Annotated in this window: 29 protein-coding genes and 1 tRNA gene; 23 read left to right on the top strand and 7 right to left on the bottom strand. The window is 57.9% G+C overall.

The genetic code is table 11. The features are described 5' to 3' along the window. Window positions 1-29 precede the first annotated feature (29 nt). The gene (locus JOE34_RS20965) at window positions 30-1,058 is read right to left on the bottom strand and encodes a FecR family protein (RefSeq protein ID WP_024665561.1); all 1,029 of its coding nucleotides are present in this window, start codon (window positions 1,056-1,058) and stop codon (window positions 30-32) included. A 272-nt stretch (window positions 1,059-1,330) separates the two neighbouring features. Between JOE34_RS20965 and JOE34_RS20960 the strand changes: the two genes are divergently transcribed. The 4 genes from JOE34_RS20960 to map all read left to right on the top strand — a co-directional run bounded on the left by JOE34_RS20960 (window position 1,331) and on the right by map (window position 3,795). Continuing rightward, window positions 1,331-2,362: an Ldh family oxidoreductase gene (locus JOE34_RS20960; RefSeq protein ID WP_024665562.1), complete on the top strand. Its 1,032-nt coding sequence runs from the start codon at window positions 1,331-1,333 to the stop codon at window positions 2,360-2,362. Window positions 2,363-2,464: 102 nt separating this feature from the next. Beyond that, window positions 2,465-2,662 carry a hypothetical protein gene (locus tag JOE34_RS20955; RefSeq protein ID WP_003393020.1) on the top strand — a complete coding sequence of 66 codons (198 nt, stop codon included), beginning with the start codon at window positions 2,465-2,467 and terminating at the stop codon, window positions 2,660-2,662. A gap of 87 nt (window positions 2,663-2,749) precedes the next feature. After that, window positions 2,750-3,007, top strand: a complete 258-nt coding sequence (locus tag JOE34_RS20950) for a ParD-like family protein (protein WP_003393021.1) — start codon at window positions 2,750-2,752, stop codon at window positions 3,005-3,007. Then, on the top strand, window positions 3,004-3,795 hold the full coding sequence (map, locus tag JOE34_RS20945) for a type I methionyl aminopeptidase (RefSeq protein WP_209996597.1): 792 nt from the start codon (window positions 3,004-3,006) through the stop codon (window positions 3,793-3,795). The genes JOE34_RS20950 and map overlap by 4 nt, the downstream gene beginning before the upstream one ends. A gap of 75 nt (window positions 3,796-3,870) precedes the next feature. On the opposite strand, the gene JOE34_RS20940 is transcribed toward map, so the two are convergent. From JOE34_RS20940 to JOE34_RS20930, 3 genes are all read right to left on the bottom strand, one after another. Then, a complete protein-coding gene (locus tag JOE34_RS20940) occupies window positions 3,871-4,107 on the bottom strand; it encodes a DUF6555 family protein (protein ID WP_209996595.1) in 237 nt (78 codons plus the stop codon). 222 nt (window positions 4,108-4,329) lie between these two features. After that, on the bottom strand, window positions 4,330-5,031 hold the full coding sequence (locus JOE34_RS20935) for an endonuclease I family protein (protein ID WP_003423784.1): 702 nt from the start codon (window positions 5,029-5,031) through the stop codon (window positions 4,330-4,332). A 4-nt stretch (window positions 5,032-5,035) separates the two neighbouring features. Next, window positions 5,036-5,287 carry a DUF1654 domain-containing protein gene (locus JOE34_RS20930; protein ID WP_004418201.1) on the bottom strand — a complete coding sequence of 84 codons (252 nt, stop codon included), beginning with the start codon at window positions 5,285-5,287 and terminating at the stop codon, window positions 5,036-5,038. Window positions 5,288-5,424: 137 nt separating this feature from the next. On the opposite strand from JOE34_RS20930, the gene JOE34_RS20925 reads away from it, so the two are divergent. From JOE34_RS20925 to JOE34_RS20890, 8 genes are all read left to right on the top strand, one after another. Continuing rightward, a complete protein-coding gene (locus JOE34_RS20925) occupies window positions 5,425-5,649 on the top strand; it encodes a YgdI/YgdR family lipoprotein (RefSeq protein WP_209996594.1) in 225 nt (74 codons plus the stop codon). A gap of 193 nt (window positions 5,650-5,842) precedes the next feature. Beyond that, the gene (locus JOE34_RS20920; protein WP_003346032.1) at window positions 5,843-6,802 is read left to right on the top strand and encodes a sugar ABC transporter substrate-binding protein; all 960 of its coding nucleotides are present in this window, start codon (window positions 5,843-5,845) and stop codon (window positions 6,800-6,802) included. Window positions 6,803-6,855: 53 nt separating this feature from the next. Further along, window positions 6,856-8,409 (top strand): sugar ABC transporter ATP-binding protein, encoded by a 1,554-nt coding sequence (locus JOE34_RS20915; RefSeq protein WP_046719622.1) that lies wholly within the window; start codon window positions 6,856-6,858, stop codon window positions 8,407-8,409. Next, window positions 8,406-9,398, top strand: a complete 993-nt coding sequence (locus tag JOE34_RS20910; RefSeq protein WP_016567902.1) for an ABC transporter permease — start codon at window positions 8,406-8,408, stop codon at window positions 9,396-9,398. The genes JOE34_RS20915 and JOE34_RS20910 overlap by 4 nt, the downstream gene beginning before the upstream one ends. 1 nt (window position 9,399) lies before the next feature. Continuing rightward, window positions 9,400-10,416 carry a substrate-binding domain-containing protein gene (locus JOE34_RS20905; RefSeq protein ID WP_209996592.1) on the top strand — a complete coding sequence of 339 codons (1,017 nt, stop codon included), beginning with the start codon at window positions 9,400-9,402 and terminating at the stop codon, window positions 10,414-10,416. A 30-nt stretch (window positions 10,417-10,446) separates the two neighbouring features. Then, complete coding sequence (gene rbsK, locus JOE34_RS20900) at window positions 10,447-11,367, top strand: ribokinase (RefSeq protein ID WP_024684328.1); 921 nt, start codon at window positions 10,447-10,449, stop codon at window positions 11,365-11,367. Then, window positions 11,364-11,768, top strand: a complete 405-nt coding sequence (rbsD, locus tag JOE34_RS20895; protein WP_010411492.1) for a D-ribose pyranase — start codon at window positions 11,364-11,366, stop codon at window positions 11,766-11,768. The genes rbsK and rbsD overlap by 4 nt, the downstream gene beginning before the upstream one ends. Before the next feature lie 196 nt (window positions 11,769-11,964). Continuing rightward, complete coding sequence (locus JOE34_RS20890) at window positions 11,965-12,990, top strand: nucleoside hydrolase (RefSeq protein ID WP_016567905.1); 1,026 nt, start codon at window positions 11,965-11,967, stop codon at window positions 12,988-12,990. Window positions 12,991-13,012: 22 nt separating this feature from the next. On the opposite strand, the gene JOE34_RS20885 is transcribed toward JOE34_RS20890, so the two are convergent. Beyond that, complete coding sequence (locus JOE34_RS20885) at window positions 13,013-13,207, bottom strand: hypothetical protein (protein ID WP_003315568.1); 195 nt, start codon at window positions 13,205-13,207, stop codon at window positions 13,013-13,015. A gap of 309 nt (window positions 13,208-13,516) precedes the next feature. Between JOE34_RS20885 and JOE34_RS20880 the strand changes: the two genes are divergently transcribed. Beyond that, window positions 13,517-13,858 (top strand): I78 family peptidase inhibitor, encoded by a 342-nt coding sequence (locus JOE34_RS20880; protein WP_004418197.1) that lies wholly within the window; start codon window positions 13,517-13,519, stop codon window positions 13,856-13,858. A 65-nt stretch (window positions 13,859-13,923) separates the two neighbouring features. Here JOE34_RS20880 and JOE34_RS20875 read toward each other — a convergent pair whose 3' ends face one another. Then, window positions 13,924-14,136, bottom strand: coding sequence for a cold-shock protein (locus tag JOE34_RS20875; protein ID WP_003315566.1), 213 nt, complete (start codon window positions 14,134-14,136; stop codon window positions 13,924-13,926). Between the two features lie 295 nt (window positions 14,137-14,431). Continuing rightward, complete coding sequence (locus JOE34_RS20870; RefSeq protein WP_003347599.1) at window positions 14,432-14,737, bottom strand: hypothetical protein; 306 nt, start codon at window positions 14,735-14,737, stop codon at window positions 14,432-14,434. A 349-nt stretch (window positions 14,738-15,086) separates the two neighbouring features. Here JOE34_RS20870 and thrS point away from each other — a divergent pair, with 349 nt between their 5' ends. The 10 genes from thrS (at window position 15,087) to JOE34_RS20820 (ending at window position 23,202) form a co-directional block, all read left to right on the top strand. Then, on the top strand, window positions 15,087-17,009 hold the full coding sequence (gene thrS / locus JOE34_RS20865; protein WP_003315564.1) for a threonine--tRNA ligase: 1,923 nt from the start codon (window positions 15,087-15,089) through the stop codon (window positions 17,007-17,009). Then, entirely contained in the window at window positions 17,009-17,560 is a 552-nt protein-coding gene (gene infC / locus JOE34_RS20860) for a translation initiation factor IF-3 (RefSeq protein WP_170855886.1), read from the top strand. The genes thrS and infC overlap by 1 nt, the downstream gene beginning before the upstream one ends. A 60-nt stretch (window positions 17,561-17,620) precedes the next feature. Further along, window positions 17,621-17,815, top strand: coding sequence for a 50S ribosomal protein L35 (gene rpmI, locus JOE34_RS20855; protein ID WP_002553160.1), 195 nt, complete (start codon window positions 17,621-17,623; stop codon window positions 17,813-17,815). 29 nt (window positions 17,816-17,844) lie between these two features. Continuing rightward, window positions 17,845-18,201 carry a 50S ribosomal protein L20 gene (gene rplT, locus JOE34_RS20850; protein ID WP_002553161.1) on the top strand — a complete coding sequence of 119 codons (357 nt, stop codon included), beginning with the start codon at window positions 17,845-17,847 and terminating at the stop codon, window positions 18,199-18,201. Between the two features lie 104 nt (window positions 18,202-18,305). Next, a complete protein-coding gene (gene pheS / locus JOE34_RS20845; protein WP_003367019.1) occupies window positions 18,306-19,322 on the top strand; it encodes a phenylalanine--tRNA ligase subunit alpha in 1,017 nt (338 codons plus the stop codon). A 27-nt stretch (window positions 19,323-19,349) separates the two neighbouring features. Next, a complete protein-coding gene (gene pheT, locus JOE34_RS20840) occupies window positions 19,350-21,728 on the top strand; it encodes a phenylalanine--tRNA ligase subunit beta (protein ID WP_046265757.1) in 2,379 nt (792 codons plus the stop codon). Between the two features lie 3 nt (window positions 21,729-21,731). Further along, a complete protein-coding gene (ihfA, locus tag JOE34_RS20835) occupies window positions 21,732-22,034 on the top strand; it encodes an integration host factor subunit alpha (protein ID WP_002553164.1) in 303 nt (100 codons plus the stop codon). Further along, the gene (locus JOE34_RS20830; RefSeq protein ID WP_003315559.1) at window positions 22,015-22,371 is read left to right on the top strand and encodes a MerR family transcriptional regulator; all 357 of its coding nucleotides are present in this window, start codon (window positions 22,015-22,017) and stop codon (window positions 22,369-22,371) included. The genes ihfA and JOE34_RS20830 overlap by 20 nt, the downstream gene beginning before the upstream one ends. An 88-nt stretch (window positions 22,372-22,459) precedes the next feature. Continuing rightward, window positions 22,460-22,536, top strand: a tRNA-Pro gene (locus JOE34_RS20825). 387 nt (window positions 22,537-22,923) lie between these two features. Further along, entirely contained in the window at window positions 22,924-23,202 is a 279-nt protein-coding gene (locus JOE34_RS20820; RefSeq protein ID WP_046265756.1) for a hypothetical protein, read from the top strand. Window positions 23,203-23,396: the final 194 nt, after the last annotated feature.

Genomic DNA, 23,396 nt, shown 5'->3' with positions numbered 1-23,396 from the left:
GCTATGCATCTGCAAGACCGCGAGTGCGATCAGCCTTTCGGTGTGTCGGAGGTACGGCGGTTGAGTACCGGGTTGCCGTTCTGATTCTGCGTCACATACACCGGCAACACCTTGGGCAGAGAGCCTAGCAGGCTCGACAGGTCGTGGGTGTTGTAACTGCCGCCCAGGCGCATGGCACCGGTTGCGCTGTCCGCCAGCAGAATGGGTGTTTGCAGGTAGCGATTGATCAGCGGCAGTGCCTGGCTGAGCGGCAGATCATTGAAGATCAGCTTGCCATTGCGCCACGCCAGGCTGGTATCGCGTGCTTCGGTCTGGCTGATCAGTGGAGCGTCGTCGCCGGTCTTGTAGATGGCCTGCATGCCGGGGGCGAGGGCGTGGCTCGAAGAAGGATGCGCACGATCACTGTTGATCTGAACCGACCCCTCGACCAGCGTCACGCGTACCTGATCCTGATACATCCATACATTGAAGCGCGTGCCGGTGACCCTGATGCTGCCTGCACCGGCATCGACGACAAAGGGATGCGTGCTGTCGTGGCTGACCTCAAAGAACGCCTCGCCCTTTGTCAGCGTGACGCTGCGTCGATCCCGATAATTGGCATAGGTCAGCTCGGTACCCAGGTTCAGCTCGGCACGGCTGCCGTCCTCGAGCATGACCAGACGTGTGGCGGTATCGGCGTTGTAAGTCTCGTAGGCGTCAGGCAGCCAGCCTTGATGCCAGCCGACGTACCCGGCAATCGGCAGCGCCATGGCAACCACCGCTGCGGCTGCGGCCAGTTTTGCCCAGCGGCGACCGCGACGAGGTCGAACCTGATCAGGTCGGGCAGCGTGGGCTTGGAGCACAGGTGCCGGATTGAGCGGTTCGATTTGCCCGGCGATATCCCAGACTTCCAGCATGGCGTTGTATTCAATCGCATGCAGAGGGTGGGCCTTCAGCCATTGCTCGAATGCTTTCCGTTCGGCGGCGGTACAGTCTTCTGCATGCAGGCGCATGCACCAATGCGCAGCGGCATCGGTGATCGCGTCGTGTTCTGCGTTGCTGAAAAGAGGGTCGCTCATGGGCGCTCCGGCCTATACCTTCGGCGCATTCTACCCTTTGATTTCAGGCAGAGAGAACATTTGCAGGCTATTGCCCATCAAGGCGCTGCGTATTTTCTGGTGAATGCAAGCGGGTCTCATTGAAAACTTCCCGTCGCAGTCTGTCCGCTACGATCAGGTTATTACCTTTGGGAGTGTCTTTGCACAATCCGCAGCGCTACTCTCGGGGCCTGTCTTTCGCCTCGTCGCTCTCGCTAGCGTTCTCGATCTACCGCCATGAACAGGAGTTTCAGATGCGCGCCAATTCTGCCGATCAGTCGACCCGGACCGTTTCCTTTGAGCAACTGACAGATCTGTTGCGCCGAATCTTTGTCGCTCATGGCACAAGCGCGGAGGTTGCCGAGGCGCTTGCCGAGAACTGCGCCAGCGCCCAGCGCGACGGCTCGCATAGCCATGGCATCTTTCGCATCCCCGGCTATCTCTCATCGCTGGCCAGCGGCTGGGTGAATGGCAAGGCTGTGCCGGTGGTCGAGGATGTCGGCGCTGCGTTTGTCCGGGTCGATGCCGGAGGCGGTTTTGCCCAACCCGCACTGGCGGCAGCCAGAGCCCTGTTGATAGCCAAGGCGCGCAGCGCCGGCATTGCGGTTCTGGCCATCCGCAACTCTCATCACTTCGCTGCGTTATGGCCGGATGTCGAGCCTTTCGCCGAACAGGGGCTGGTCGCCCTGAGCATGGTCAACAGCATGACCTGCGTTGTGCCGCATGGTGCGCGTCAACCTCTGTTCGGCACCAACCCGATTGCTTTCGCCGCGCCCCGTGCAGGCAGCGAACCCATCGTTTTCGACCTGGCGACCAGCGCCATCGCCCACGGTGATGTACAGATCGCCGCACGTGAAGGTCGACTGCTGCCGGTGGGCATGGGTGTCGATTGTGACGGCCAGCCCACTGAAGAGCCTCGCGCCATTCTCGAGGGTGGTGCGTTGTTGCCGTTCGGCGGGCACAAGGGTTCTGCACTGTCGATGATGGTCGAGCTGCTGGCAGCAGGGCTGACAGGGGGCAATTTCTCGTTCGAATTCGACTGGTCGAAGCATCCCGGTGCACAGACGCCCTGGACCGGTCAGTTGCTGATCGTCATCGACCCTGACAAGGGCAGCGGTCAGTCGTTTGCACAGCGCAGCGAGGAGCTTGTGCGGCAACTGCATGGGGCAGGGCAGGAGCGTCTGCCGGGGGATCGGCGTTATAGCGAACGCGCGCAATCGATGGTGCACGGTATCAGCATCACCCAGGCTGATCTGGAGCGCCTGCAGGCCCTGGCGGGTCATTGAGGGATTTACAAATTCACTGACCATTCGTCGCGATTGGTCTTGTATCAGCGCGCGGTTCAAAATACTGTATGTATGAACAGTAAAGAACGAATGAGGTCTGTCATGTCCCTTAAGTCAGCGCAAAGCCCGATTGCTCAACAACACCGTACGCTCTCTTCAGTCAACGAAATGCAGCGCGAGGATTTTCTCCGGCTGGCGGCCGGACTGCGCCAGTTCAATGCCTACGAGCCGGAGGTGTCGATCGTCATCGCGGCCGCCCGCGTTGGCGGTGAATACCGCCAGGCCAGCGCGATGGAATAACGTGGCTGATCGCAGCCACGGCACGCCTTGGGTTGATTGTGAGTATACGTAACGTATATGCTTCATATATTCAACTTGAGGTGAATCATGGGTCTGGTAAAAATCTCCGAAAACATGCACGCCAATCTGCGCTCTGCCAGCGTTGCGCTCAGCCGCTCCATCAATGCGCAGGCCGAGCACTGGATGCGTGTCGGTATGCTCGCTGAACTGCACCCGGCGCTGGATTACAGCGAGATCTGCCAGATGCTGATCCGTCTCGAAAATGCTGGTGAGACCGTGCTGACCGCTTCGAACTTCAACATCTCGGAGCCTTCAGCTTCCAGCCTGTCCAAGGCGGCCTCATGAGCAGCGCTATCGGTATCAAGACCGAACAGGATCTCGTGCAGCTGCGTATAGCCGGCAGACTGGCCGCCGATGTGCTTGCGATGATCACACCTTACGTCAAGGCTGGCGTCAGCACCGAAGCGCTCGACGATATCTGTAATGAATACATCGTCAAAGAGCTGAAAGTGATTCCTGCGAACGTCGGCTATCACGGTTTTACCAAGACCACCTGCATCTCTCCGAATGCCGTGGTGTGCCATGGCATACCTTCTGCCACCGACATCCTCAAGGAAGGCGACATCGTCAATATCGATGTCGCGGTCATCAAGGACGGCTGGTACGGCGATACCAGCCGGATGTACCTGGTGGGTGAGGTCAGCCCCCTGGCCAGGCGTCTGGTCGAGACGACCTATGAGGCAACTCGCGCCGGTATCCATGCCGTGCGCCCTGGGGCAACCCTGGGTGATATCGGTTATGCCATCCAGAGCGTCGCTCATCGCGAAGGCTTCAGCGTGGTGCGCGAATATTGCGGACACGGCATCGGGCGTAAATACCATGAAGAGCCGCAGGTTCTGCACTACGGTGCACAGGGTAAAGGCCTCAGACTGAAACCCGGCATGGTGTTCACCATCGAGCCGATGATCAATGCAGGCAGGGCTGGCACCCGGACACTGCCGGATGGCTGGACGGTTCTGGCCAGCGACCTTTCACTGTCTGCGCAGTGGGAGCATATGGTTGCCGTCACCTCGACCGGTTTCGAGCTGCTGACGCCGTGGCCTGATGGCACAGGCGATTACCCTGCCATCTGATCCGGAAGCGGCTGGCAATGCCTATGAACAATGGCCTTTTTCGAAGGCCATTGTCTGGTTGAAGGGGACGATGCTTCAGGCTTGCAGCGGAGACCTTCTCCAATGTACCTGCGTCACGCCAAAGCGCTTGGCCTGCAAGGTTGCGACGCCCATCGGGCCTGCGGATATATTGCCGCTCACGGTCCCCACACCTGCATGCAGGGTCGCACAATGCAATGCGTCGCTCTGACACAATTGCTTTGCATGATGCAGAAAGCAGTGAGGTTCGCCGTTGAATTGATAGTGAATTTCAAATTCCGTTTGATGAATCATCTTTCCTGCCTGCGAACGTGATAATCAGCCTGATTTTTTTGGCATATGCACGGGCAGAGTCTTCCCGATCACGCCCTTGTTTTCAGAGAGTAGAACGAAAATCGTACTGTTCATGGATTGAGTTAACAGTTGTCCGATGAGTGGTTTTGGATTCACTCAAGTGCATCAGTCAATGGCCGAGCAATCCATCCGTTTGAGGGCTCGGCCTTTGATCAATCGTAGTTATTTACACGATTTCAGGTCTACCGGGCCTACAAAGTCATTACCGCGTCCCATGACACAAGCGACCTGCTGGTTACGCTGGCGCTCCCATGCCTGAGGCGGATAGGTTTTGTTCCAGGCCTGATAGAGCTGCTGGTCCTGGCGCGAGAGGCGCAAGTTGTACTGTTTGCTCATGTAGAAGTAGGTGCGCGCAATCATGCCGCGTATCGAGGGGCGAGGCATGACCTTTTTGGCCTTGAAATCCACTTGGGTCAGGCATGAACCGTACTGGCCCTTTTGCTCGGGTATCCAGCCAAAGCTGAAGTTGCTGCGGTCACCGTTGACCTCGCCGATACTGGGCACCAGGTTATGCAGGTCTGCCTCAGCGCGTTTGTAGACCGGGTCAGTTTTTGTGCAGTTCTTGCGCCCGCCGTTCTGCCAGCATTGGCGCAGGTGTCCGATCTGCCAGGCAGGCACGATGTGTTCCCATTCAATACGACTGGCGCGCTTGGCGCTCTTGCGCGGTACATAGCCGCACCCAGCGATATCGACCCGATTGCCCGTGTATTTACAGCCGCAGTAAAACTCGGTCGACTGCGGTGCATACAAGCCCCAGGCAACTTTCTTGGCTTCGCTGAAAGTGCGCGGTGCTTGTGCCTGAGCGGCGAATGAGGCGGTGATGAGCAGGGTAGTGCAAAGCAGTGAGGAAAATCGAAACGTCATGCCGTCAGTCTTCCTTCGGCAGCGTCCAGAAGATTTGCACGCCACCGTCGTCGCGCCAGGCGAGGGTGACATTGTCGTTCTCGGCTATTTCTTCAAGGAGCTGTGCCCAGTCGTCTTCTGCCTCGTCCGGCTGACGAAAGAGCAGGGCAGCCCTGGATTTCTGCGCGGTGGGCGAGTTGATGATCTTCTGTACCCGCATGCCCATGCGCTCGTAAGGGCCGGGAGTGGAGGGGGTCGCTGTGCTTTGTTTTGCCACGGAAAAAGGTCCCTGAATATTGCTGTACGGGCATACAGTATTTGAGTGTCGGATCTTTCGCAACATCTATGTAAGATAAAGCGCTCGAAGTGGCACACTATTGCCTTGAAAAAAACCTGACGTTTCCGGAGTCACACATGAATATCAAGCCACTGGCATTTCCGTTACTGGCCTCGGCAGTTGTGCTGCTGGCAGGCTGTTCCACGCCCTCGGTCGTCACGCTGCAAAACGGTACTCAGTACGTGACCAAAGACATGCCCAAGACCAAGACCCGCGACGGTTTCTACGAGTTCGAGGATATCTCCGGCAAGACAATCCGGATCAAGGCCGATGATGTGGCGACGGTCAAACCTGAAGAGTGAAACCCGACTGATCGTGACGCTCGTTCCCTGCACTGGCGGGGACGGGCAGCTAGGGAAGATTTAATTTCCGGTGGATTGACAAAGGCTGCAGCTTTTTCCATAGTTCGCTCCTCGCAAACGTTTGCGCGACGATGCCCGGCATCGATTCTGCGCCGTTCGCCCGAACAATAATCACAAGATCGGAGATGAACTCATGAAGCTGCCATTCGCTGGACGCCTTCTCGCTGTCGCTATGTTTGCTGCCGTCACGGCAGTTATGCCCCTCTCTACCGTCTATGCCCAGACGCCTGAAAAACCCAAGGTTGCACTGGTCATGAAGTCATTGGCCAACGAGTTCTTCCTGACCATGGAAGACGGTGCCAAGGCCTACCAGAAAGAACATGCTACCGAATTCGATTTGATCTCCAACGGGATCAAGGATGAGTCCGATACGTCGGCGCAGATCCGCATCGTCGAACAGATGATCGCCTCCAACGTGAATGCGCTGGTGATCGCGCCCGCCGACTCCAAAGCGCTGGTACCGGTGCTCAAGAAAGCCACCGATGCCGGAATCAAGGTCGTCAACATCGACAACCAGCTCGATGTCGACGTGCTCAAAAGCAAAAGCCTGCAAATTCCGTTCGTAGGGCCTGACAACCGCAAGGGTGCCAAGCTGGTGGGCGACTATCTGGCCAAGAAACTGACCGCTGGTGACGAGGTGGGCATCATCGAAGGTGTGTCGACCACCAATAATGCTCAGCAACGCACCGCCGGTTTCAAGGACGCCATGGACGAAGCGAAAATGAAAGTGGTGTCCACGCAGTCCGGTAACTGGGAAATCGACAAGGGCAACGCTGTGGCCTCGGCGATGCTCAATGAATACCCGAACCTGAAAGCCCTGCTGGCCGGTAATGACAGCATGGCGCTGGGCGCCGTCTCTGCAGTGCGTGCGGCAGGCAAGGCTGGCAAGGTCATGGTCGTGGGCTACGACAACATCAATGCGATCAAGCCGATGCTCAAGGATGGCCGGGTTCTGGCCACGGCCGATCAGTACGCAGCCAAGCAGGCGGTCTTCGGTATCGAAGCTGCCCTCAAGCTGGTCAAAGGCGAGAAGGTCGATACCAACGATAAGGGCGTGATCGAAACGCCGGTGCAGCTCGTTACTCAACCTTGATTCACGCCGTGTAAAGGTGCCCGTCCGCAGAGGACGGGCGCTGGGAGAAATGTATGTCAGCGTCTGCTCAGACAGCTGTTCTTTCGGTCAGTGGCATCGGCAAAACCTACGCACAGCCCGTACTCGGTGACGTCGACCTGACGTTGATGCGTGGCGAAGTGCTGGCCCTGACCGGGGAAAACGGTGCCGGTAAAAGCACCTTGTCGAAAATCATCGGCGGGCTGGTAACGCCTACCACCGGAAATATGGAGTTCCAGGGCCAGCCTTATCAGCCTGCAAGTCGTACCCAGGCCGAAAAACTCGGCATTCGCATGGTCATGCAGGAGCTCAACCTGCTGCCGACCCTGACCGTGGCCGAAAATCTGTTTCTTCATGACCTGCCCCGTAGGGCCGGCTGGATCGACCGCAAGCGCTTGCGCGAAAACGCGACCGAGGCCATGGCCCAAGTGGGGCTAGACGCCATTGATCCCGACACACTGGTCGGCGAATTGGGGATTGGCCACCAACAGATGGTCGAGATCGCACGCAACCTGATCGGCGACTGTCACGTGCTGATTCTCGACGAACCCACTGCAATGCTCACCTCGCGCGAAGTGGAAATGCTCTTCGAGCAGATCACACGGCTGCAGGCACGTGGCGTCTCGATCATCTACATATCCCATCGGCTTGAAGAGCTTGCCAGGGTGTCCCAGCGCATCGCCGTGCTGCGCGACGGCAAACTGGTGTGTGTCGAGCCGATTTCCCGATACAACAGTGAGCAACTGGTGACCCTGATGGTTGGCCGTGAGCTCGGCGAGCATATCGACATGGGCGCCCGGCAGATTGGCGAGGTGGCGCTGTCAGTCAAGGGGCTCAGTCGCGCCGGCAAGGTTCAGGATGTCTCCTTCGACGTGCGTCGAGGTGAAATCTTCGGTATTTCCGGGCTGATCGGTGCCGGGCGTACCGAGTTGTTGCGCCTGATCTACGGTGCAGACGTTGCCGACAGCGGTGACATCGAAGTCGGAAGGCCGCTGCAGAAGGTCAGCATTCGCTCGCCATCCGACGCAGTGGAGCAGGGTATCGCGCTGATCACGGAAGACCGGAAGAGCGAAGGCCTGCTGATGTCGCAATCGATCAGCGCCAACATCGCGCTGGGCAACATGCATTCGATCTCCCGCGCGGGCTTGGTCAACAGCGACGATGAGCTGAAACTGGCGCAGCGCCAGGTGGCGGCCATGCGCATTCGCAGCTCCAGTCCGGGCCAACTGGTCTCCGAGCTGTCGGGTGGCAATCAGCAGAAGGTGGTGATCGGTCGCTGGCTGGAACGTGACTGCACGGTGATGCTGTTCGACGAGCCGACACGGGGCATCGACATCGGTGCCAAGTTCGATATCTACGCGCTGCTGGCCGAACTGACCCGTCAGGGCAGGGCGCTGGTGGTGGTTTCCAGTGATCTGCGCGAGCTGATGCTGATTTGTGATCGTATCGGCGTGCTGTCTGCCGGTCGCCTGATCGACACGTTCGAGCGCGACAGCTGGACCCAGGACCAATTGCTGGCCGCTGCCTTCGCCGGTTATCAGAAACGTGACGCGCTGCTCAATGATGCGGCGCCCAGGAACGACTCATGAAAAATACTCCTTCTCCGACGCTGACCGCGCCGGTCCGTCGCGGCGGCAACTACCTTGGCCTCGGTACCTACATCGGGCTGGCCGGTGCGTTGCTGGTGATGATCGTGCTGTTCTCGCTGCTCAGCGATCACTTCCTGTCCTACCAGACCTTCAGCATGCTGGCTAACCAGATCCCGGACCTGATGGTGCTGTCGGTCGGCATGACGCTGATCCTCATCATCGGCGGCATCGACCTGTCGGTCGGCTCGGTGCTGGCACTGGCTGCTTCGGCGGTCAGTGTGGCAATCCTCGGCTGGGGCTGGAGCGTGTTTCCGGCTGCGTTACTGGGCATTGCCTGTGCGACGCTGGCGGGTACGATCACCGGTTCGATTACGGTTGCCTGGCGCATCCCTTCGTTCATCGTGTCTCTGGGCGTGCTGGAAATGGCCCGTGGCGCGGCCTATCAGATGACCAATTCGCGTACCGCCTACATCGGTGATTCGTTCGCCTGGCTGTCCGATCCGATTGCCTTTGGCATTGCGCCGTCCTTCATCATCGCGTTGCTGGTCATCTTCGTCGCTCAGGCGGTGCTGACCCGCACCGTTTTCGGTCGCTACCTGATCGGCATTGGCACCAACGAAGAGGCCGTGCGTCTGGCGGGTATCAATCCCAAGCCTTACAAGATTCTGGTGTTCTCGCTGATGGGGCTGCTGGCCGGTGTTGCGGCACTGTTCCAGATATCCAGGCTGGAAGCGGCCGACCCTAATGCCGGTGCCGGGCTAGAGCTGCAGGTCATTGCGGCAGTGGTGATCGGCGGTACCAGCCTGATGGGCGGTCGCGGTTCGATCATCAGCACCTTTTTCGGTGTGCTGATCATTTCCGTGCTGGCCGCAGGCCTGGCGCAAATCGGTGCGACCGAGCCGACCAAGCGGATCATCACCGGTGCGGTGATCGTGATCGCTGTGGTGCTGGACACCTATCGCAGCCACCGGGCTCGGCGCCAGGGCTGATATGGCAACCATCAAGGATGTCGCGGCCCTTGCGGGTATCTCGTACACCACGGTTTCCCACGTGCTGAACAAGACCCGGCCGGTCAGCGAACCGGTCAGGCTCAAGGTCGAAGCCGCCATTGCACAGCTCGATTATGTGCCCAGTGCAGTGGCGCGTTCGCTGAAGGCCAAGACCACCTCGACTATCGGTCTGTTGATTCCCAACGGCATGAACCCGTACTTCGCCGAGTTGGCGCGGGGCATCGAGGATTACTGCGAGCGCAATGGTTTTTGTGTGATCCTCTGCAACTCCGATGACAATCCGGAGAAACAGCGTGGTTATCTGCGCGTGCTGCTGGAAAAGCGCGTGGACGGTCTGATTGTCTCTTCGGTCGGTGGTGATGTCGGTGTTGCAGGCGGACTTGCCGAGGTCCGTACGCCGCTGGTGATCGTTGACCGGGAACTGGACGGTATCGATGCCGACATGATCCGTATCGACCATGAGCAGGGCGCTTATCTGGCGACTCGGCACTTGCTGGACCTGGGGCATAGCGCCATTGCCTGTATCGGCGGGCCAGTTCATAGCACCGTGGCCGAGATGCGTCTGGCGGGTTATCGGCGCGCCCTGCAGCAGGCGTCCGTCCAGGTCCGGGCCGAATGGTCGCTGCACAGTGAGTTCACCAGCTCTGCCGGTCATGAGGCTGCGTGCCAGCTGCTGGCAGAACGCCCGCCGACCGCGATTTTTGCCGGCAACGACGTGATTGCCATCGGTGTGCTGCGCGCCGCCGCCGAGCGCTTGATTCGCGTGCCTCAGGACCTGTCGGTGATCGGTTTCGATGATATCCAGATGAGTCGCTACGTTTATCCGGCGCTCACCACCGTGGGACAGTCGATCATGCAATTGGGCGAAACCGCTGCAGAAATGCTGCTGAGCAGAATCGCCACACCCCATGGGCTTCCTGCCGAAAAAAGACTCGTGACGCCCAGCGTCGTGGTGCGCGAGTCCACGGCAGCGCCAAACACTTTGTCCAACGAATGACGTGCACGTACAGCAACGGATTAATGAGCCATGCAAGCAAAAATAGTGATAGTGGGCAGTCTGAACATGGATCTGGTCATCCGCGCCCAGCGTCTGCCGCGTCCCGGCGAGACCTTGAGCGGGGAAACATTTGACACCGTGCCGGGCGGCAAGGGTGCGAATCAGGCGGTCGCTGCGGCACGTCTGGGCGCCAGCGTGGCGATGATCGGTTGTGTCGGGGCCGATGCCTACGGGGAACAATTGCGTGCAGCGTTGCTGGCCGAGCAGATCGATTGTCAGGCGGTGACCGTCGTTGAGGGCGTGTCCACCGGTATCGCCTCGATCGTGGTCGACGCCAACAGCCAGAACGCCATTGTCATCGTGGCCGGTGGCAATGGTCGGCTCAGTCCGGCATTGATCGAGCGCTTCGACACGCTGCTGGCGGATTCGCAAATCGTCATCTGCCAGCTCGAAGTGCCGACCGAGACCGTTTTCCATACCCTGGCCCGCGCCCGTGCGCTGGGCAAGACCGTCATTCTCAATCCTGCGCCTGCCAGCGAGCCCTTGCCGGCAAACTGGTATGCCCTGATCGACTACCTGATCCCGAACGAAAGCGAAGCGCAGACCCTGACCGGTGTAAACGTTGACTCACCGGCTGCCGCTGAAAACGCGGCATCATCCATGCTGGCGGCCGGCGCGCGCAACGTGATCATCACCCTCGGCGAGCACGGAACCCTGTTCGCCAATGCGTCTGGCATGGAGCATATTCCAGCGCGACGCGTGCAGGCCGTGGACACCACCGCTGCAGGTGATACCTTTGTCGGCGGTTTTGCGGCGGCATTGTCCGCAGGCCATGGCGAGTTGCAGGCAATTCGTTTCGGTCAGGCTGCGGCGGCCATCTCCGTCACCCGAGCGGGTGCCCAGCCGTCCATCCCGACGTTTGAGGAAGTACAGGAATTCAATTCGCTATGAAAAAGACCCCGTTACTCAATATTGCCCTGTCCCGCGTGATTGCATCGCTGGGCCACGGTGACATCCTGATGATCGTCGACGCCGGCATGCCAGTACCGGCAGGCGTCGAACTGATCGACCTCGCGCTGACCCGCGGTGTGCCGGATTTCATCAGTGTGCTGGATGTCGTGCTGAGTGAAATGCAGGTTGAAAGCCATGTGCTGGCCAGCGAGATGGCCGAGGTCCAGCCGCCTGCGTTGCAGGTGATCGAAAGCCTGAATCTCGACGACCAATTGGGGCAACAACGCTGGATAAGCCATGAAGACCTCAAGGTCTTGAGTCGCAAGGCCAAGGCAATCATCCGTACCGGAGAATGTCAGCCGTACAGTAATGTGGCGCTGGTATCCGGAGTCGTCTTCTAGGCTATGTGCAAAAAGTGGCTGCGCTCGGTGATGCTGCGTTAAAAACAGGCTCGTGCGCGAGTCCGATCAGAATGCTCATTTACAACACGTAGAGTCGAGCGCGACCCCGGCCGGTCCTCGCCTGTTTTTGCCTTGCCTGACCTTCGCTCGCCGACTTTTCGCAAAAAGCCTAGTTATTCAAGAAAGGGAGTTTCATATGACATTGATACAGTTTTCCAGGCAGTTCATTCGTGGAGCGTTGCTCTTGTCCATTCTAGGTACTGCTGCTGTCCAGGCGGCTGAAAAGCGCGATCTGATCATCGATACCGATCCAGGTGCGGACGATGTCGTTGCGTTGTTGCTGGCGCTGGCGTCACCTGAAGAGCTGAACGTCATGGCTATCACCACGGTGGCCGGCAATGTGCGGCTCGACAAGACCTCGCGCAACGCCAGGCTGGCGCGGGAGTGGGCCGGGCGCGAAGAGGTGCCTGTGTATGCCGGTGCGCCCAAGCCGCTGGTGCGTACACCGATCTATGCAGAGAACGTTCACGGTCAGGAAGGTTTACCGGGTGTGCCCGTGCATGAGCCCGCCAAGGGGCTGGCCGAAGGCAATGCCGTCGATTACCTGATTCGCACCCTGAGCAAGGCCAAGCCGCACAGCATCACCATCGCCATGCTCGGCCCGCAGACCAACCTGGCGCTAGCGCTGGTGCAGGCTCCGGAAATCACCCAGGGCATCAAGGAAGTGGTGGTCATGGGCGGCGCGCATTTCAACGGCGGTAACATCACTCCGGTTGCCGAATTCAATCTGTTCGCCGACCCCCACGCTGCGCAGATCGTTCTGGCCAGTGGTGTGAAGCTGACGTACGTGCCGCTGGATGTGACCCACAAGATTCTCACCAGTGAACAGCGCCTCAAGCAGATCGCCGCATTGGGCAATAATGCTGGCAAGCTGGTGGACGGCATTCTCAATGAATACGTCAAGCTGGACATGGAGCATTACGGTTTGCCCGGTGGACCTGTACACGATGCCAGCGTGATTGCCTGGCTGCTCAAGCCCGCGTTGTTCTCCGGAAGGCAGATCAACGTGGCGGTAGACACTCGTGAAGGGATCGGTTTCGGTCAGACAGTGGCCGACTGGTACGGCACGCTCAAGCAGCCGCAGAACGTATTCTGGGTCGAGAACGGCGACGCTCAGGGTTTCTTCGATCTGCTGACCGAGCGACTGGCGCGTCTCAAGTAGTCATGCATTCTGAAGCCGCGTATCAGGCGGGCAGTCCTGCCGCCGCATAGCGGCTCAGCACCTGGCTGATGAAGGAGCGGGCACCCTCGGTGCCCAGTTCCTTGATCAGCAGGTCGACTGCGATGATCATCAGCTCTTCCGGATTCCCGGGGCTGTGCGAGCAGTGGCCCTGAGGCCACTTGGCCTTGATGTCGGCGTCTAGGGTTATGGCTGTCATGTCTGTCTGATCTCCAGTGAAGGGCCACGTACACGCTGCTCGCGTCCCGGCGCTTGTGTCTCTGGCAGTAAACCATCCCCCGCACATTTTGACACTTCTACTTACACATGATCCTGATAGCCCGGTTCAATGAGTACCGGCGGTAAACGTTTTGTGACGATTTCTTCGCGCGTCCTGTGTCATGCCAAGGCAGACTCCCGTTCCAGACAGATCAACAGGTTACGCAAGGCATGTCGGTCGGACCGTGCAACCAACGCGCCCGAGCGCGGTCGGACAGGTCTGGAAACGTTCATTGGCAGAGGAGGGTGTATGCCCCGGAAATTCGCAACATTGGGTTTTATGGTCGTGGCTTCATTGATGGCAGGCTGCAGCAGTACGGCCCCCGATAGCAGTGCCAGTGCTGAAGCGCCCGTCAAGGCCGACGCGCCAGCCAGCAACGCGATACCTGGCCGCTGTGATGCAGGGCTTGCCCAGTTTGCCATTGGCAAGCAAGCGTCCATAGACCTCCTTTCTCAAGTCCGCGCCCGTTCCGGTTCGCAGGATGCGCGCATTCTCGGTCCTGACGACATGGTCACGCTGGAATACCGATCCGAGCGGGTAAACGTCAACACCGACGCTTCGGGTAAGGTCACCCGGATCAATTGCGGTTGAGCCGGTACTTTCTTTTGCACATAAAAAAACCCCGTCAATGACGGGGTTTTTTTGTGTCAGGTGAATCAGGCCACCTGAACTTCTTCTGCTTGCATGCCTTTCTGGCCTTTAGCAGCAACAAAAGTAACGGTCTGGCCTTCTTTCAGGCTTTTGAAACCGTCGCTCTGGATTGCTTTGAAGTGTACGAACAGGTCGTCACCGCCACCTTGTGGAGTGATAAAGCCGAAGCCTTTTTCATCGTTGAACCATTTTACGGTGCCGGTTTGGCGATTAGACATGGTGTATCTCCAGAAACATAATTTTCAGTAACGTGCTGCTCAGGCCAACTGGGCACACCGGGCTATCATAGTCGAAATGAGCAAAAAAACAGCTATTAAGGTGGGCGCTTTGCGTAAAGGTCCCGTATATGCAGTTCACCATACTCTGCAAACCGCCCTCCGAGGTGCCAGATCCCGTACAGAACAGGCTTTATCAATGGCGCTTAAAGCCATGATTTCAATGGCTTTCAGAAGAGCCGGGGCCAACTGCTATCAGTGCTTGGCACGTGCGTTTTACCCCGGCTGAAAAAAATGATTATTTTGTCGCTGTGCAGTTCTCTGCGACCAGTTTTTGCAGTTTTGCCGTCAATGCAGCGGGAGGTGCTGCCTTGGTGTCCTTGAGCGAGGCTATTTCCTTGTCGGTGAAATGACTGTCCACCTGCTTTGCACCGCATTCGCAGTGAGTCGCGGCGGTCTTGTCATTCAGCCCCTGTTTCTTGGCCGCAGCAACGCATTCCTGAGTGAAAGTGGTGCGTGTCGCTCCGTCCATCGCGGCGTGAGCACCCAGCGGGATGAGGGCGGCGCTGCAGAAGAGGAGGCTGGTCAGGCGTGAAAACTTCATGGTGTTCTCCTTATTGCTGGAAAAAACGTACGGGGTCTCGCTGGTTTCTGACGCCCATGAAGCCTGCCAGTTCAGGCGCCGTGTTAATTCCATTTGATTTGCGTGGATGTGCATCCCGGTCGGCCTGGCTGTGGTAGGATGCGCGTCCTGTTATTTTCAAGCGCCCCATGGTCTATGGCTTTCGGTGCAGCGCAGGCAGGTTTTTTCGTACATTCCAGTCATCTGGTCCGGTTCAAGGTTGGCCCCAAGGCTCCTGCCACTGTGAGGCAGGCATACCACCGGATCACGTACTGGCTCATCCCAACCCACGTGACCTTTGGTAGGGGTCACCACTAGGAGAGGAGGCGCCATGCCAACTATTACTCTTCCCGACGGCAGTCAACGTTCATTCGATCATGCGGTTTCCGTAGCCGATGTCGCGCTTTCAATCGGTGCCGGTCTGGCCAAGGCCACCGTTGCCGGCAAGGTCGACGGCAAGCTTGTCGACGCCTGCGACCTGATCGAAAACGATGCCAGCCTGCAGATCATCACCCCCAAGGATCAGGAAGGACTGGAAATCATCCGTCACTCCTGCGCGCACCTGGTAGGGCACGCGGTCAAGCAGTTGTATCCGACTGCAAAAATGGTCATCGGCCCGGTGATCGACGACGGTTTCTATTACGATATCGCCTACGAGCGCCCGTTCACGCCTGACGATATGGCGGCGATCGAGCAGCGCATGCAGCAATTGATCGAAAAAGATTACGACGTCATCAAGAAAGTCACCCCGCGCGCTGAAGTGATCGAGGTGTTCACCGCCCGTCACGAAGATTACAAGCTGCGCCTGGTCGAAGACATGCCGAACGAGCAGGCCATGGGCCTGTATTACCACGAAGAATACGTCGACATGTGCCGCGGTCCGCACGTGCCGAACACGCGTTTCCTGAAGTCATTCAAGCTGACCAAGCTGTCTGGCGCCTACTGGCGTGGCGACGCCAAGAACGAGCAACTGCAGCGTGTCTACGGCACCGCCTGGGCTGACAAGAAGCAGTTGGCGGCCTACATTCTGCGCATCGAAGAAGCCGAGAAACGCGACCATCGCAAGATCGGCAAGCGTCTTGGTCTGTTCCATACCCAGGAAGAAGCGCCGGGCATGGTCTTCTGGCACCCGCAGGGCTGGACCCTGTACCAGGTGCTCGAGCAGTATATGCGCAAAGTGCAGCGTGAAAACGGCTACCTCGAGATCAAGACTCCGCAAGTAGTTGATCGCTCGCTCTGGGAAAAATCCGGGCACTGGGCCAACTACGCCGACAACATGTTCACCACCGAGTCCGAAAGCCGCGACTACGCGATCAAGCCGATGAACTGCCCTTGCCACGTGCAGGTGTTCAATCAGGGCCTGAAGAGCTACCGCGAGCTGCCGATGCGTCTGGCCGAGTTCGGTGCCTGTCACCGTAACGAGCCATCGGGCGCCTTGCACGGCATCATGCGCGTGCGTGGCTTCACTCAGGACGATGCGCACATCTTCTGTACCGAAGACCAGATGCAGGCCGAGTCCGCCGCGTTCATCAAGCTGACGCTGGATGTCTACGCCGATTTCGGCTTCAAGGATATCGAACTCAAATTGTCCACTCGCCCTGAAAAGCGTGTAGGCTCCGACGAGCTTTGGGACCGTGCCGAATCGGCGCTGGCTTCTGCACTCGATAGCGCAGGTCTGCCTTATGATCTGCAGCCGGGTGAAGGCGCGTTCTACGGTCCGAAAATCGAGTTCTCCCTCAAGGATTGTCTCGGTCGGGTATGGCAGTGCGGCACCTTGCAGCTGGACTTCAATCTGCCGATCCGCTTGAGTGCCGAGTACGTGTCGGAAGACAACAGTCGCAAGAATCCGGTCATGTTGCACCGCGCGATTCTTGGATCCTTCGAGCGGTTCATCGGAATTCTGATCGAGCATTACGAAGGCGCATTCCCGGCCTGGCTGGCGCCTACCCAGGCAGTGATCATGAATATCACTGACAAACAGGCCGATTTTGCCCTCGAAGTGGAAAAAACTCTGGCCGAAAGCGGGTTTCGTGCCAAGTCCGACTTGAGAAATGAAAAGATCGGCTTTAAAATCCGTGAGCATACTTTGCTCAAGGTTCCTTATCTCCTCGTGATTGGAGATCGGGAGGTTGAAATGCAAACTGTCGCTGTGCGTACACGTGAAGGCGCTGACCTTGGCTCGATGCCGGTCGCCCAATTCGCTGAATTCCTCGCACAAGCGGTTTCCCGGCGTGGTCGCCAAGATACGGAGTAATTATTATTAAGCGTGAAATGAGACAAGATAAACGAGCTGCACCCAAGGCCCCGATCAATGAAAATATCTCGGCCCGCGAGGTTCGTTTAATTGGCGCTGACGGCGAGCAGATTGGCATCGTCTCGATTGATGAAGCGCTTCGTATTGCCGAAGAGGCGAAGCTGGATCTGGTAGAGATTTCTGCCGACGCACTCCCTCCGGTCTGCCGTGTGATGGATTACGGCAAATCGATCTTCGAGAAGAAGAAGCAGGTTGCTGCAGCGAAGAAGAACCAGAAGCAGATCCAGGTTAAAGAAATCAAGTTTCGTCCAGGGACGGAGGAAGGGGATTACCAGGTAAAACTACGCAACCTGGTACGTTTCCTGAGTGACGGGGACAGGGCCAAGGTATCGTTGAGATTCCGCGGTCGTGAGATGGCCCACCAGGAGCTGGGTATGGAGCTGTTGAAGCGGGTTGAAGGTGACCTGCTCGAATACGGTTCCGTCGAACAGCATCCTAAGATGGAAGGACGCCAGCTGATCATGGTCATCGCCCCGAAAAAGAAGAAATAACCACCAGGGCACGGCAGGCCTTGCGGTTATATTTATCAACTGAATGCGGAGTATCCGAACATGCCAAAGATGAAGACTAAAAGTGGTGCAGCTAAGCGGTTTTTGAAAACCGCCAACGGCATCAAGCACAAGCACGCTTTCAAGAGCCACATCCTGACCAAAATGTCGACAAAGCGTAAGCGTCAATTGCGCGGTAGCAGCTTGCTGCATCCGTCTGACGTGGCAAAAGTCGAGCGCATGCTGCGCCTTCGTTAATTTTGATCAAGATATAGAGGAAATAACTCATGGCTCGTGTAAAGCGTGGCGTCATTGCCCGTAAGCGTCACAAAAAAATTCTGAAACTTGCAAAAGGCTACTACGGCGCGCGTTCACGCGTATTCCGTGTTGCCAAGCAAGCGGTAATCAAGGCAGGCCAATACGCCTACCGTGACCGTCGTCAGAAAAAACGTCAGTTCCGCGCTCTGTGGATCGCTCGTATCAACGCTGGTGCTCGTGTTAACGGTCTGTCCTACAGCCGTTTCATTGCCGGCCTGAAAAAAGCGTCCATCGAGATCGACCGTAAGGTTCTGGCTGATCTGGCAGTGAACGAAAAAGCGGCGTTTGCTGCGATTGTCGAGAAAGCTAAAGCCACCTTGGCCTAAGTCCCCGACAATCACTTGCCCCGGTTCTCCGGGGCCGGTGTTAAACGTCATAAATAGGGGAAGAGCCTTCAGCTCTTCCCCTATTTTGTATCTGGAGTCTGTACATGGAAAACCTGGACGCGCTGGTCTCTCAAGCTCTTGAGGCTGTGCAAAGCGCCGAAGATATCAATGCCCTGGAGCAAATCCGGGTTCACTACCTCGGCAAGAAAGGCGAGTTGACTCAGGTGATGAAGACCCTGGGGAACCTGCCTGCTGAAGAGCGTCCGCAAGTCGGTGCGCTGATCAACGTTGCCAAGGAACGTGTCACAGAGGTTCTCAATGCACGCAAGGCATCGTTTGAGCAGGCAGAACTGACTGCAAGGCTCGCGGCCGAATGCATCGATGTGACCCTGCCGGGCCGCGGTCAGACCTCAGGTGGTCTGCACCCGATTACCCGTACTCTGGAACGTATCGAACAATTCTTCACGCACATCGGCTACGGCATCGCCGAAGGCCCTGAAGTCGAAGACGATTACCACAACTTCGAGGCGCTCAACATCCCAGGCCACCACCCGGCCCGGTCGATGCACGACACCTTCTATTTCAATGCGAACATGCTGCTGCGCACCCATACCTCGCCGGTACAGGTACGCACTATGGAATCGCAGCAGCCGCCGATCCGCATCGTCTGCCCAGGCCGTGTGTACCGTAGTGACTCGGATATCACCCACTCGCCGATGTTCCACCAGATCGAAGGTCTGCTGGTTGATCGCGACATCAATTTTGCCGATCTGAAAGGCACCATCGAAGAATTCCTGCGTGTGTTCTTCGAGAAAGAGCTGGCCGTACGCTTCCGTCCTTCGTATTTCCCGTTCACCGAGCCCTCGGCGGAAGTGGATATGGAATGCGTCATGTGCAGTGGCAAGGGCTGCCGCGTCTGCAAGCAGACCGGCTGGCTTGAAGTCATGGGTTGCGGCATGGTCCACCCGAACGTGCTGCGCATGTCCGGCATCGATCCTGAAGAGTTTCAGGGCTTTGCGTTCGGCATGGGCGTAGAGCGTCTGGCCATGCTGCGTTACGGCGTCAATGATTTGCGCCTGTTCTTCGACAACGATTTGCGGTTCCTCGCGCAATTTCGCTAAGTCGTACGAACCTTTCAGGAGAGCAGGATGAAATTCAGTGAACAATGGCTGCGCGGCTGGGTAAGCCCGCAGGTTTCCCGCGACGAGCTGGTTGCTCGTCTGTCGATGGCCGGTCTTGAGGTTGACAGCGTGACGCTGGCCGCCGGCGTTTTCAGCGGCGTGGTGGTGGGTGAGGTGCTGAGCACCGAGCAACACCCCGATGCCGACAAGCTGCGTGTGTGTCAGGTCAGCAATGGCAGCGAAACCTTTCAGGTTGTCTGTGGTGCGCCAAATGTGCGTCCGGGCCTGAAAATTCCATTCGCCATGATCGGCGCCGAGCTTCCCGGCGATTTCAAGATCAAGAAAGCCAAGCTGCGCGGCGTCGAGTCCAACGGCATGTTGTGTTCGGCTGCCGAGTTGCAGGCCGGCGAGGGCAATGATGGCCTGATGGAACTGGCTGCTGATGCGCCGGTTGGCCAGGACATTCGTGTCTATCTGAGCCTGGACGATGCCAGCATTGAGGTCGACCTGACTCCAAACCGCGGCGACTGCCTGTCGGTGGCCGGTCTGGCGCGTGAAGTCGGTGCGCTGTACGCCGCAGAAGTCACCCGTCCGCAGATCGCTGCTATCAGCGCTGCACACGATGAAGTGCGCCCGGTCGAAGTACTGGCGCCGGCTGCATGCCCGCGCTACCTGGGCCGTGTGATCCGCAATGTCGACCTGTCGCGTCCGACCCCGCTGTGGATGGTCGAGCGTCTGCGTCGTTCCGACGTGCGCAGCATCGATGCCGCTGTCGACATCACCAACTACGTGATGCTGGAACTGGGTCAGCCTCTGCATGCGTTCGATCTGGCCGAAATCAACGGCGGGATTCGTGTGCGCATGGCCGAGGAGGGCGAGAAGCTCGTTCTGCTCGACGGTCAGGAAGTCAGCCTGCGTGCCGACACGTTGGTCATTGCCGATCACCAGCGCGCGCTGGCGATCGCCGGTGTCATGGGTGGCGAGCACAGCGGTGTGACTGCAAGTACTCGCGATATTTTCCTGGAAAGCGCGTTCTTCGACACCATTTCGGTGGCCGGCAAGGCGCGTTCCTATGGTTTGCATACCGACGCTTCGCACCGCTATGAGCGTGGTGTGGACTGGCAACTGGCCCGTGAAGCCATGGAGCGGGCCACTGGTCTGCTGCTGGAAATCACTGGTGGCGAAGCCGGCCCCGTGATCGAAGTGGTCAGCGAGCAGCATTTGCCGTCGATCGCCCCGGTTACGCTACGCGCGAGCCGCGTCGAGCAGATGCTCGGTCTGGTGATCGAAAACGCCGAAATCGAACGCCTGCTGACAGGTCTCGGCCTGGCTGTGACTGCTGAAGCCGATGGGCAATGGCGTGTCGAAGTGCCAAGTCATCGTTTCGACATCAGCCTTGAAGTCGACCTGATCGAAGAGCTGGCGCGTCTGTACGGCTACAACCGTCTGCCGGTCCGCTATCCGCAAGCCCGCCTGGCTCCCCAGGCCAAGGCCGAAGCCAAGGGCGATCTGCCTGAGTTGCGCCGCCTGCTGGTTGCCCGCGGCTATCAGGAAGCGATCACCTACAGCTTCATCGACCCGAAATGGTTCGAGCTTTTCTCGCCGGGCGCCAAGCCGTTGCTGCTGGCCAACCCGATCTCCAATGACATGGCGGCCATGCGCGCCTCGCTGTGGCCCGGTCTGGTCAAAGCCCTGCAGCACAACCTCAACCGCCAGCAGGATCGCGTGCGGATGTTCGAAAGCGGTCTGCGCTTCGTCGGTCAGCTCGACGGCTTGAAGCAAGAGCCGATGCTCGCTGGCGTGGTGTGCGGCAGCCGCCTGCCGGAAGGCTGGGCGCAAGGTCGCGACGTAGTCGATTTCTTCGACGTCAAGGCCGACGTCGAAGCGGTTCTGGGCTTTGCCGGTGCGTTGGGCGAGTTCACCTTCACGCCGGGTCAGCATCCTGCCTTGCACCCAGGCCAGACGGCTCGCATCGAGCGTGATGGCCGTGAGGTCGGTTTCCTGGGCGCCATTCACCCGGAACTGTCGAAAACCCTCGGCCTGGATCGCCCGGTGTTTGTTTTCGAGCTGGTTCTGGCCGAAGTGTCGACCGGCCGTCTGCCTAAATTCCACGAGCTATCGCGCTTCCCTGAAGTGCGCCGCGACCTGGCACTGCTGGCTGATCGGGATGTTTCGGCCAGTGCGGTTCTGGACGTTATTCGTGAAAATGCAGGCGAGTGGCTCACAGACCTCAGGTTATTTGATGTTTACCAGGGTAAAGGCATTGATCCGCATAGAAAAAGCCTTGCAGTCGGCTTGACCTGGCAGCATCCATCACGCACTCTTAATGACGATGAGGTAAACGCAACGACACTTGCTATCCTCACCTCGCTTGAGGAGAGGTTAAACGCCACGTTAAGGAAGTAGCGTATGGGGGCTCTGACGAAAGCTGAGATGGCCGAACGTCTGTACGAAGAGCTGGGCCTGAATAAACGGGAAGCCAAGGAACTGGTCGAACTGTTTTTTGAAGAAATCAGGCACGCTCTGGAAGATAACGAGCAGGTGAAGTTGTCAGGTTTCGGCAACTTCGACCTTCGAGACAAGCGCCAGCGGCCTGGGAGAAATCCCAAGACCGGTGAAGAGATTCCGATTACGGCGCGCCGTGTGGTCACCTTTCGTCCAGGGCAGAAGCTGAAGGCCCGAGTTGAGGCATATGCTGGAACCAAGTCATAACGACGAGCTGCCGCCGATCCCCGGCAAACGCTACTTCACCATTGGTGAGGTCAGCGAGCTCTGCGCGGTAAAACCGCACGTTCTGCGTTATTGGGAGCAGGAGTTTCCTCAACTCAACCCCGTCAAGCGACGCGGAAACCGTCGGTATTATCAGCGCCAGGACGTGCTGATGATCCGCCAGATCCGCGGCCTGCTGTACGATCAGGGCTTCACCATCGGTGGCGCCCGACTTCGTCTTACCAGCGGTGAACCGAAGGATGACACCCAGCAGTACAAGCAGATGATCCGCGAGATGATTGCGGAGCTGGAAGACGTACTCGTCATGCTCAAGGCGTAATTGAGCAGTAAGGATACTTCCAAAATTCAAATGCTTAGGGTATATTCCTCAACGTTTTCGCACGTTGCAAAACAGATACACGCCTAGTCGGGGCGTAGCGCAGTCCGGTAGCGCACTAGCATGGGGTGCTAGGGGTCGAGTGTTCGAATCACTCCGTCCCGACCATATAATTCAATGACTTAGGCCAATGTTCGCAGCATTGGCCTTTTTCATGCGCGTGACTTTTGCGTGACTCGTTGGTTTTTCATGCCTGCCTCCTTTTCAAAAATGTCAGACCCGGCCCACGCGAGTCAATTGCTGACACCATGTTTGCAGCATCCATCAGATATCCAGTATCCGAGCATTGGTCCCGTTCGAAAACCATTTCATGGAACGATTACGCGGTGCTGTCAGGCCCAGTCAATCACATTCCCCTGCTCATCTGACGCTCCCACTTTTCACGCATTGGCATGACGTTGCCCCGCCGCTGAGACTCAGTTTGAGAAGGGTATTGGAGCTTCGCGATTCGGTTCGGCTACCATCGAGCAGATCAATTTATGTATGGATGCACTGATGCTCAATGATTCCGATACCTTGGGAAGTGCTTTCAAGCGTGCCTTTTACCGGGTCGACGGTATAACCATGTATGCGTGTTGGGCGATATGGGTGGGGGTGCTGATTTGGGACCTGCTTGGTTCGGAAGGCTCGGGGATCCACACGGTTGTCCTGATTCTGATAGGCCTTTTAAATCCTTTCCTGTTTCTGCTGCTTGGCCTTTGGCGTTTACCCGGTCTGCTGACGGCGTTGATTATCATCGGCATCAATATCAAGTTTTTATTCGCTTGGCTTTGAACCTTACGACCTATGTAAAACGCGGTATTGAGGGCTGAAACCTTCTCGCGCTGCTTGCTTGCACATAAAAGGCCTGTCGCTTTTTATAACAGGCACAGCCCCGTGCCAGCGTCCTAATCCAGCCACTCGGAATAGCCAATAGCTGTTACCTAAAAGCCGTGGCGACGTTCCCCTGCACCAACGCTTTGCGCGTG

Origin of the sequence: Pseudomonas sp. PvP028, from assembly GCF_017832255.1 — a bacterium.
GTDB lineage: Bacteria > Pseudomonadota > Gammaproteobacteria > Pseudomonadales > Pseudomonadaceae > Aquipseudomonas > Aquipseudomonas syringae.
This window is presented reverse-complemented; position numbering and strand designations above follow the sequence as displayed.